Source organism: Saccharothrix longispora (genome assembly GCF_030852425.1).
Lineage (GTDB): Bacteria > Actinomycetota > Actinomycetes > Mycobacteriales > Pseudonocardiaceae > Actinosynnema > Actinosynnema longispora.
Map to the genome: position 1 here is coordinate 385,934 of NZ_NSDM01000006.1, position 8,872 is coordinate 394,805.

8 protein-coding genes and 1 rRNA gene are annotated in these 8,872 nt (G+C 72.4%); 1 reads left to right on the top strand and 8 read right to left on the bottom strand.

From position 1 onward, the window contains the following. Positions 1-106: 106 nt before the first annotated feature. The 5 genes from CKY47_RS17040 to CKY47_RS17060 all read right to left on the bottom strand — a co-directional run bounded on the left by CKY47_RS17040 (position 107) and on the right by CKY47_RS17060 (position 2,861). Entirely contained in the window at positions 107-610 is a 504-nt protein-coding gene (locus CKY47_RS17040) for a hypothetical protein (RefSeq protein ID WP_306746803.1), read from the bottom strand. After that, positions 603-1,118 carry a SigE family RNA polymerase sigma factor gene (locus tag CKY47_RS17045; protein ID WP_306746804.1) on the bottom strand — a complete coding sequence of 172 codons (516 nt, stop codon included), beginning with the start codon at positions 1,116-1,118 and terminating at the stop codon, positions 603-605. The genes CKY47_RS17040 and CKY47_RS17045 overlap by 8 nt, the downstream gene beginning before the upstream one ends. Before the next feature lie 4 nt (positions 1,119-1,122). Beyond that, complete coding sequence (locus tag CKY47_RS17050; protein WP_306746805.1) at positions 1,123-1,527, bottom strand: hypothetical protein; 405 nt, start codon at positions 1,525-1,527, stop codon at positions 1,123-1,125. 81 nt (positions 1,528-1,608) lie between these two features. Then, positions 1,609-2,289: an acVLRF1 family peptidyl-tRNA hydrolase gene (locus CKY47_RS17055; protein WP_306746806.1), complete on the bottom strand. Its 681-nt coding sequence runs from the start codon at positions 2,287-2,289 to the stop codon at positions 1,609-1,611. Beyond that, the gene (locus tag CKY47_RS17060) at positions 2,286-2,861 is read right to left on the bottom strand and encodes a hypothetical protein (RefSeq protein WP_306746807.1); all 576 of its coding nucleotides are present in this window, start codon (positions 2,859-2,861) and stop codon (positions 2,286-2,288) included. The genes CKY47_RS17055 and CKY47_RS17060 overlap by 4 nt, the downstream gene beginning before the upstream one ends. A gap of 311 nt (positions 2,862-3,172) precedes the next feature. Here CKY47_RS17060 and CKY47_RS17065 point away from each other — a divergent pair, with 311 nt between their 5' ends. Next, positions 3,173-4,150: a helix-turn-helix domain-containing protein gene (locus CKY47_RS17065; RefSeq protein ID WP_306746808.1), complete on the top strand. Its 978-nt coding sequence runs from the start codon at positions 3,173-3,175 to the stop codon at positions 4,148-4,150. Between the two features lie 70 nt (positions 4,151-4,220). Here CKY47_RS17065 and CKY47_RS17070 read toward each other — a convergent pair whose 3' ends face one another. The 3 genes from CKY47_RS17070 to rrf all read right to left on the bottom strand — a co-directional run. Continuing rightward, positions 4,221-7,019: a S8 family serine peptidase gene (locus tag CKY47_RS17070; protein ID WP_306746809.1), complete on the bottom strand. Its 2,799-nt coding sequence runs from the start codon at positions 7,017-7,019 to the stop codon at positions 4,221-4,223. Between the two features lie 144 nt (positions 7,020-7,163). After that, the gene (locus CKY47_RS17075) at positions 7,164-8,735 is read right to left on the bottom strand and encodes a deoxyguanosinetriphosphate triphosphohydrolase family protein (protein ID WP_306746810.1); all 1,572 of its coding nucleotides are present in this window, start codon (positions 8,733-8,735) and stop codon (positions 7,164-7,166) included. 65 nt (positions 8,736-8,800) lie between these two features. Further along, a 5S ribosomal RNA gene (gene rrf / locus CKY47_RS37215) occupies positions 8,801-8,872 on the bottom strand; the annotation flags it as partial.

Genomic DNA, 8,872 nt, shown 5'->3' on the forward strand with positions numbered 1-8,872 from the left:
GCGGCACCCTCGGCCGACACCGCGGCACCGGTTGGTGGCCGAGGCCGGCGGCGGGCTTGCGACTTCGGTCGCGGGCTCCGCCGTTCGCTTGCGGAGGTGCCGGCGGTCAGCCGCCGTTCACGGTGGTCAGGGGCGGATTGGCGGTGGTCGTCGGCCCCGCGGCGTGGGGACCTGTGGCGTGGGTGGTCGTGGTGGCGCCGGAGGCGGGTCGGGCGGGGGTGGTGGCGTTCGGGTTCGGCGTCTCGGGGATGTTGCCGGAGGTGTCGGTGGTCTCGGGCGGGACGGTCGTCCACGGCGTCGATGGCGGGGTGCCGCCGGGGGTGGGGACGATGCTCGTGGGGTCGGGCCGGGTGGTACTCGTGGTCGAGAGGGTGGGGTGGGGTGGGTTGGCCGGGGTGTTCTCGGGTGGCCCTGGGGTCTGGTTGAGCGCGAACGTGACCGCCACCACCACGAGTGCGGCGGTGCCGGCGCCGGCCGCGGCCACGGCGTAGCCGCGGCGGCGGCGCTTCACCCGTTGCCCGTGGAACACGATGTCCACGGCTCCGAACGTGCGCGGCCTGGGTTGGACGTTCAGCTCCTCGAACGTCTTCCTCAGTTCGTCCTCAAGCATTGCGCGACACCTCCTCCCACAACCCGCCGAACTCCCGCCCCAGCCTCTGCCGCAGCGCCTTCAGGCCGCGGTTGGTGTTGCTCTTGACCGTGCCGACCGTGCACCCGAGGGCGGCGGCCGTCTCCTCGACGCCCAGGTCGTGCCAGTAGCGCAGCACGAGCGTGGCGCGCTGCTTGGCGGGCACGGCGGCGAGCGCCTGCCACACCACGAGCTTGTCCTCGCTCAACGACCCCGCCGCCGGCACCTCCGGCAGCTCACCGGTGAGCTTCTCCCGTTTCCACCGCACGCGTCGACGTTCGGCGAGGAAGGTGCGCACCACGATCTGCCGGAGGTAGGCGTCGAGCCCTTCCCGGTGCGCCATCCCGGGCCCCGCCAGGTAGAGCTTGAGGAACGCGGACTGCACCAGGTCTTCGGCCTCGTGGTGGTTGCCGCACAACAAGAACGCGGTGAAGCGCATCGAGTCGGCGCACCGGTCGAAGTGGTGGGTGAACTCCGCGTCCCAGCTCACGCGATCAGCGCCCCGCGGACGCCGCGGGGGTGGGTTGGACGGCTGTCGTGGTCCACGCGGGCGCGGGCTGCGCGGTGGTCGGCGGCAGGTGCCCGGGGGTGGTCCACGTCGGCGCCGGGGTCACCTCGATCGACGTCGGCCCGGGGGTCACCTCGACGGACGTGGGCCTCGGCGTCACCTCGGGCGTCGGCAGCGGCGACGTGGCCGTCGGCGTGGTGGAGGGAGGGGTCGTGGCGGGCGGCGTCGTGGCGGGAGGGGACGTGGCAGGAGGCGTGGTGGCGGGCGGGGTGGCGGGCGTCGAGACGGCGGGCGCCTCGTCACCACCTCCGGAGGCCAGCGCGGGCACCGCGACGGCCAGGCCGCCCAGCACGACGGCCCCGGCCGCCAGCACGAGTCGTTTGCGCAGCACAACTGCTCCTCGAGATGTGCGGGGCACCGCTGGTCGGCACCCCCTCACCCTTATGAATGCGGTCGGGTGGGGCGGGGGTTGTCACGAGTCCCGAGGAGTTTCGCGGACCACGACCTCGACCGCGCGGGCGCGCGCCGCCGCCTCCTCCAGCACGGCCCGCCGGGGCTCGGGCACGTCCAGCACCCGCGGCGACGCCTTCGCGAACACCGGGGCCAGCCGCCGGTCGGCCCGCAGCACGTCCAGCGCCTGCCGGTCGCCGCCGAGCACGACGGCGTCCACCTCGTCCACGCGCGGCAGCAGCACGCGCGCGACGTCGGCCGCGGCGGCCTGCAACGCCACCCGCGCCTGCCCCTCGCGCCGGCGCGCGAACCGCTGCTGCGACCACCCGCCCGCCTTGTTGCGGCCGTGCACCTGGCGGCTGTCCGTGGCCGACACCAGCACCACGCCGTCCCGGGCGACGCCGACGCTGTGCCCGCCGAGCCGCACCAGCAGCAGGCCGACCAGCCGGGACGCGAGGGCCGACGCGAGCAGGGCGTCCGGCGCCAACCCCTCGAACTCACCTGTCGGGGCGAAGTCGCCGAACGCGGCGACGACCGCGGCACTGGTGCCGTCCACCGCGGTCACGACGACCTCCGACGGGGTCACCGAGGTCGTGGAGACACCGCCGTGACGTGCGGCGAAGCGCGCGAACCAGCCGTCGAGCCGCTCGGGTTCGACCTCGACCGCACGCCCACCGCCCGCGACCGGGCGGACCCTGCTCACCCCGGTGCGACCGCCACCCAGACGGGTAGCGGGTGCCCGCACTCGGCGGGCGAGAGCCGCTGCACGGCCCCGAAGCCCGCCTCCACGAGCGAGGCGGAGATCTGCTCGGGCGAGAGCACGCGGTGCCGGGTCGCGACGCTGCTCGCCACCTCCCACTCCCCCTCGCCGCGCACGAGCCGCACGACCTCCAGGGAGTAGGACTCGCCGTCGGGCGACCAGTCCCACAGCTGCACGGTGACCTGCCGGTCCGCGCCCCGCCCGCTCACCCTGGGCGGCGGCGCGGTGGGCCGCATCCGGCTGAGCCGGTCCAGCTCGGGGACGGCGGCGACGAACAGCCCGCCCGGCCGCAGCGCCTGCCGGGCCAGCAGCAGCGCCTGGTCCAGGGCGTTCTCGTGGGCCAGGCGGGGCAGCAGGTCGTCACCGGCGCGCACGACGTCCACCGGGTCGCCGCCGAGGTGCCGGACCACGTCGAGCAGGTCGAGCACCGAGTGCCGACCGGCCCCGAGCACCGCGGCGGCCACCTCTGCCAGAGGGTCCTCCGGCAGCGGCACGAGGTCCTGGGCGGCGGTCACCGGGCACACAGTAGGCCCACCGGATCACCCGCCGCCAACGACCCGCGACCGCGCCGCGACCCGCCCGTGATCAACCGCCCGTACCAGGTCCGCAGCGATGTCCGCCACACCCCGCAGCAGGCGTTGCACAAAGTTACCGACGGGTTTACAAAGGATGGAGCACAAGGGTTCACCACTTGACAGAACGATGTCCACCCCAGTGAACTCGTAACCCGTACGGCCCAATCAATGACTCCACCTGGAAGGCACCAGCGCCCTGCGTTGGCGGGTAGGGTCACTGGGGCGTGATCTCATGACAGCGGGGAGTCACAATGACCAACGCTGCCGGTCGACCGAACCTGTCCGTCGACGAACTGGACTCGACGGGCCACGGCAGTCTTGCGCAGCTTCTCACCACGGGGCCTTTCCCCGAGGCGTTGAGGGCCGCCATCAAGGCGAGCAGGTTGAGCCTCGACCGCATCCAGCACCGGCTCGCCCTGCGAGGGGTCACCATCAGCGTCGCGACGCTGAGCTACTGGCAGTCCGGCCGCCGCCGACCAGAGCGACCGGAATCCCTGGAGGCGCTCCGGCACCTGGAAACGGTCCTGGGCGTGCCCCAGGCGGGCCTGTCCGCGCTGCTGGGGCCACCGCGTCCGCGTGGCCGCCGGTCCCGGCCCACGACGATGATGCCGATCGACGCCCTGTGGGCGCGACGCGAGCGGGTGGCCAACCTGCTCGCCCAGGTCGACACCACGTCCGACGTCAAGCTGGGCCGGATCAGCCAGCACGACCGCATCGAGATCGCCGCCGACGGCGGCCAGCGGTCGGTGTGGGTGCGCCAGATCCTGCGCGCCGAGCAGGACGGCCCGGACCGCTGGGCGCTGGTGTTCGAAACCGAGCAGGCCAACGTGCTGCCGGAGGTCGTGAACCTCCGCAACTGCCACCTGGGCCGGGTCGCCGAGGACGCCGACGCCAACATCATGGTCGCCGAGATGATGTTCGACCGACCCCTGACCAGGGGCGAGACCATCATCATGGAGTACGAACTGCTGTTCGCCGAGGGCCACTACCCGGCGGGCAACAACACGTTCGCGCGCAAGTTCCGGCTGCCGGTGCGCGAGTACGTCATCGAGGTCCGGTTCGACCCGTCGAACCTGCCCGCCCGCTGCCAGCAGTTCAGCGTGCCGGCCGGTGACGACACCCCGTCGCGGCGCCGCAACCTCGCCCTCGACAACGCGGGCGGCGTGCACGCCGTGGCGCTCGGCTTCGGGCCCGGCGTGTTCGGCATCCGCTGGGAGTGGCCCAAGTAACAGAAGTAACAGCACGTGCGACGAGGCCCCCGGGAACGCGTTCCCGGGGGCCTCGTCGTTCACCTCGTCATCACACGTAGCCGTTGAGCTTCAACGAGACCGCGCGGATCGAGCCGCGGTCGGCACCCGCCGTGTCCACCGCCTTGAACACCCACGTGCCGTCGACCGGGTCGGCGAGCAGGGAGTTCAACGGGGTGGTGGGCCGCCACGTCCCGGTGAACGGCGCGTTCGCGCTGGTCACCGACGAGAAGGCCCGCTCGGCGGAGTCGTCGAACACCACCTGGCACAGGTTCGACCCCGTGCCGCCGTTGCGCTGGAACAGCGTCGCGGTCTTGCCGGACGGCGAGGTCAGCGTGCCGACCAGGTCACCCGTGAACGTGTGGTCGATGCCCACGGTCGTGGAGCCGTCGGTGTTCGGCGTGCACGTCGCGCCGTCGACCGAGAACGCGATCTTCGCGCCACGCCCGACACCGCTGACCGGGATCTCCACCGACGCGCCGAGGGCGTCGTTGTCCGGGATGGCCACCACCGGGCCGCCGTAGGCGAACGTCTTCGTCTCGCGCGACGGCTCGCCCACGTTGAGCGTGAAGCTCGCCGAGGTCGGCGAGGTCGAACCCGCGTACGTCACCCTGGCGTCCAGCTTGATCGCCGTGCCCACCGCCTGCGAGGCCGGGACGGTCACCTTGAACGTGTTCGTCACGGTCTGGCCGACCTCGACGTTGCCGTAGTGCTTCGACCGCGGCGCGATCGTCACGCCCGCCGTGGGCGTGGTCAGCACGAGGCTGGTCGACGCGGCCGTGCCGTCACCGACGTTGGTCACCGGCACGGTCACCGTGGAGGTGGTGCCCGGCTTCAGGTACTGGCTCCCGTCGGCGTCGTTCACCACGGACGGCTTCTGGGCCCTCGCCAGCGGCTGCGGCGAGGCGCCCGTGTAGGCCAGCGCCAGGTCGGCGCGGACGACACCGGCACCCGTGCGGTTGTCCACACCGGCTTCCACCAGGTCGATCGCGGTCGCGGTGAGCGCCTGGCGCACCTCGGCCGCCGCCAGCCCGGGGTTGCCGGACAGGATCAGGCCCGCGATGCCCGCGGCGTTCGGCGCCGCCGCCGACGTGCCGAAGAACGGGTCGAAGCCCGGCGCGGTGGTCGAGACGCCGTCCGCCGCGGTCAGGTCGGGCTTCTGCCGGACCTCCTCGGCCGGGCTGCCGTCGGGCGCGAAGAACACGCGACGGGGACCGTCCGAGGTGAACCGCTCCGGCTTCTGCGTGCCGTCGAACGCGCCCGGGTACGGGCCGCGCGGGTTGGCCGGGTCGCCCGGCTCCAGGTCGAACGGCAGCGGGTCGGCCGCCGGGGCCGCCGCCACGCTGATCGCGCCCTTGGCCGCCGAGTGGCCGCGGGTCACACCGGGCGTCGCGAACTTCTTCAGCCCGTCCGACGAGTCCTTGAAGCGACCGCCGAGCGCGGACAGCGACAGGTACTTGTCCTCACCGCGGAACTTCACCACGGCCAGCCGCAGACCGGCCGCCGACGCGGGCGTGTTCAGCCGCTCGTACGGGTCCTGCGTGCCGTCCTGCACGCCCTGGCTGAACGCCACCACGTTGCCCTGCGAGTTCGCCAGGTACAGGTCGTAGTCGTTGAACGACGACGCCAGCGGGTCCGACCAGAACAGCGTCACCGGCACGTTGCCGGAGCTCTCCGACAGCGGGTTGAACACCTGCTTGGCGGACGGGGCCGGGTTGAAGTCGTGCGCGGTGCCGGCGAACTTGCCCACGCCCACGCCCGAGTCGGTGAACTGGCCCTCCCAGTGGCCCGAGGTGCCGTCCGCGACGTTGCCCTCGTTGCCGGCGGAGGAGAAGAACAGCGCGCCGTCCGCGGCGACCGCGTCCACCGCGCGCGCGATGACGCCGTCCTGGAACGGGGACTCGTTGAAGTACAGCACGTCGTCGACGATCACGTCGCAGCCCAGCGTGAAGCGCAGGGCGCGGATGTTGTCGGCGAAGCTCGCGTCACCGTTGAACGCGGTGGCGAAGCCGAGGCTGGCGTTCGGCGCGATGTCGTGCAGGATCTCCAGCATCGCGGTGCCCTCGTCGCCGGAGCCCTCCTGGCCCGGCAGCACCTCGACGTTCGCCGGCAGCTCGCCCGCGGCCTGCGACAGGGCCAGCGTGTCGATGCCGTCGGACAAGGCGCACAGCTTCACACCCGTGCCGGTGACGCGGAACTCGTCACGCGCCGTGTCCGCCGCGTGCGCCCGGTCACCCTCGCTGATGGTGGCGGCGATCCGCGGCGACGCCAGCGCCTCCCGGGTCTTGGTCTCGATGTCCTTGGCCTTGTCCTCCTTCGAGGGGGCCTTCGCGACCGACTTCGGGTCCTTCACGTGGAACGTCTTGGCCTCGACCGCGGCCTCGACCCGGCGGACGTCGCCGCGGGCGGAGATCCTGGTGAGGGAGTTGAGGGGCAACTGGGCCCGGACCGTCCTGCCCTCGGTCGACACCGACCGGATGCCGCCACCCGCGGAGCGGACGGCGGTGACGAGGTCATCGGTGACCTTCTCGGCCCTGATGTCCACCAGGACCTGGTTGCCGCTCTGGACCTTCACCCCAGTTTGAAGGGCCGGGAGCTTGGCGAGCGCGCCTGCACCGGCACGGCGGCGCTGCTCGACGACGAGCGCGCTGTCCACCTTGGACTCCGAGGCGGACAGGGACTTCTTGATGTCCTGCAGCGCGGCGATCTGCGCGGCCGTCCTGTCCTCGACACCCTTGGACGCCTTCGGCGGGTCGGCCGAGGCGGGCGACACGACGCCCAAGGTCAACAGGACGGCGGCGCCTGCCGCGATCAGGGCGTTTCTTCGAGACCGGCGTATTGGTGAGCGCACAGGCGTCTCCCCCACTTGAGCGTGCCCCCGACGCACGCGGCCACCGATCGGATGACTCCGATCGAGGGGTCAACGTATTGCGCACGGCCAAGTACCGTCTGCCACCGTTCGGCCTACTTCTCAGGTGGTAGGACCCATCACATTTCACAGTACAAAAGCATCTGTCCACAGCTGACCGGTTCGTCCGGACAGTGCGTCGAGCAGCGCCGCCGCCTGGTTGTCGGTCAAGGAGGCGATGAAGTCGACCACCGCGCGCCCCCGGGCGAGTGCGCGCACCGCGTCCGGACCGGACGGAGCGTCACCGGTCGCGCCGACCAACGCCGACGGGTCCGTCCGGGCCAGGGCGGCGTACTCGTCACCCGCCAGCTCCACCAGGTCGTGCAACCGGCGCGGCAGACGGTTCGCCTCGTACCGGTCGGTCACCCACTGCTCCAGGGCCTCGACCAGCGCCGTGAGCAGCCGCGCCTGACCGCGCTGGTGCAGCGCCAGGTCGGGGCGGAGCAGCACGAACCGGCGGTGCACGAACTTCAGGACCTGCACCTCGTGCCACTGCGGCACCGCCAGGACCACGTGCCCGGACCGCGTCGTCGGCTCCTCCACCACTCCGACCGAGTCCACCAGCCGCCGCGTCCACCGCGCGGAGAACCCGGCCACCGCCTGCTCGGCCTCCACGGACCCGTCGAACGGCACCGCGAGCAAACCGTCCACCAGCTCCGCCCGGACCTTCGACACCGCCCGCGCGAACACGCCGTCGTCCACCGCCCACGAGTCCTTCGCGTGCAGGCGGCGGCGCAACGCCTCCAGCGACCGGCCGGGACGGCGCTCCTGCACGGCCAGCTCCGCCGCACTCAGACCGGCCAGCTCCACCGCCTGGTCGAGCCACGTGCCCAGCTCGGCCGCCACCGTCGCGTGCTGGAGCACGCCGACGCGGTAGAAGTCCTCCAGGTCGTGGATCGCGTAGGCGATGTCGTCGGCGGTGTCCATCACCGACGCCTCGACCGTCTGCTGCCACGACTCCAACCGGCCCGAGTAGAACGCGCGCGACTGCCGCACGTCCTCCAGTTCGGTCACGTACGCGGAGAACTTGGCCGAGCCCGTGCCCGGCGCGTCGGTCGGCACTGCGGCGCCCCGCGGCGGCTCGGGCAGGTCCTTCGGGTGCGGGCGCGGGTGCGAGAGGCGGGTCCACGGATACTTGAGCATCGCCGCGCGCACCGCCACCGTGAGGTCGAGCCCCACCGCGGCCGGGCCGCGCACGTCCGTCGTCGTGACGATGCGGAACGACTGGGCGTTGCCCTCGAACCCGTCGGACAGCCCGAACCGGTGCCGGGCGAGGCGGTCCAGCACCTGCTCACCGAGGTGCCCGAACGGCGGGTGCCCCAGGTCGTGCGCCAACGACGCCGCCTCCACCACGTCCGGGTCGCACCCGCCGAGCTTGTCGAGGAGGTTCGTCACATCCGGGCGCGCGTTCAGGCGTTCGGCGATGGCCCGTGCCGCCTGGGCCACCTTGAGGCTGTGCGTGAGCCGGTTGTGCACCAGCAGGCCCGAGCCGGTCGAGCTGACGACCTGCGTCACACCGCCCAGGCGCGCGAAGAACGGGGAACTCGCCACCCGGTCCCGGTCCACGCGGAACGGACTCGTCGCCAGATCGGCCTGGACGGCGGTGTCCCCACCGGAACGGCGTTGGGCACGGGGGTCGACGTGGTCGTGGTCGCGCATGGGAGAAAAATAACGCACAAAGCCCCGAGGGGCGCTTCGACTGAAGCGCCCCTCGGGGAAAGAATGTTCGGCGGCGTCCTACTCTCCCACACCCTCACGAGTGCAGTACCATCGGCGCTGGAAGGCTTAACTACCGG

Bases quoted from the DNA above. Each gene is read 5' to 3' on its own strand.
- CKY47_RS17040 (WP_306746803.1), bottom strand. From the start codon at position 610: ATGCTTGAGGACGAACTGAGGAAGACGTTCGAGGAGCTGAACGTCCAA.
- CKY47_RS17075 (WP_306746810.1), bottom strand. From the start codon at position 8,735: ATGCGCGACCACGACCACGTCGACCCCCGTGCCCAACGCCGTTCCGGT.
- CKY47_RS17065 (WP_306746808.1), top strand. From the start codon at position 3,173: ATGACCAACGCTGCCGGTCGACCGAACCTGTCCGTCGACGAACTGGAC.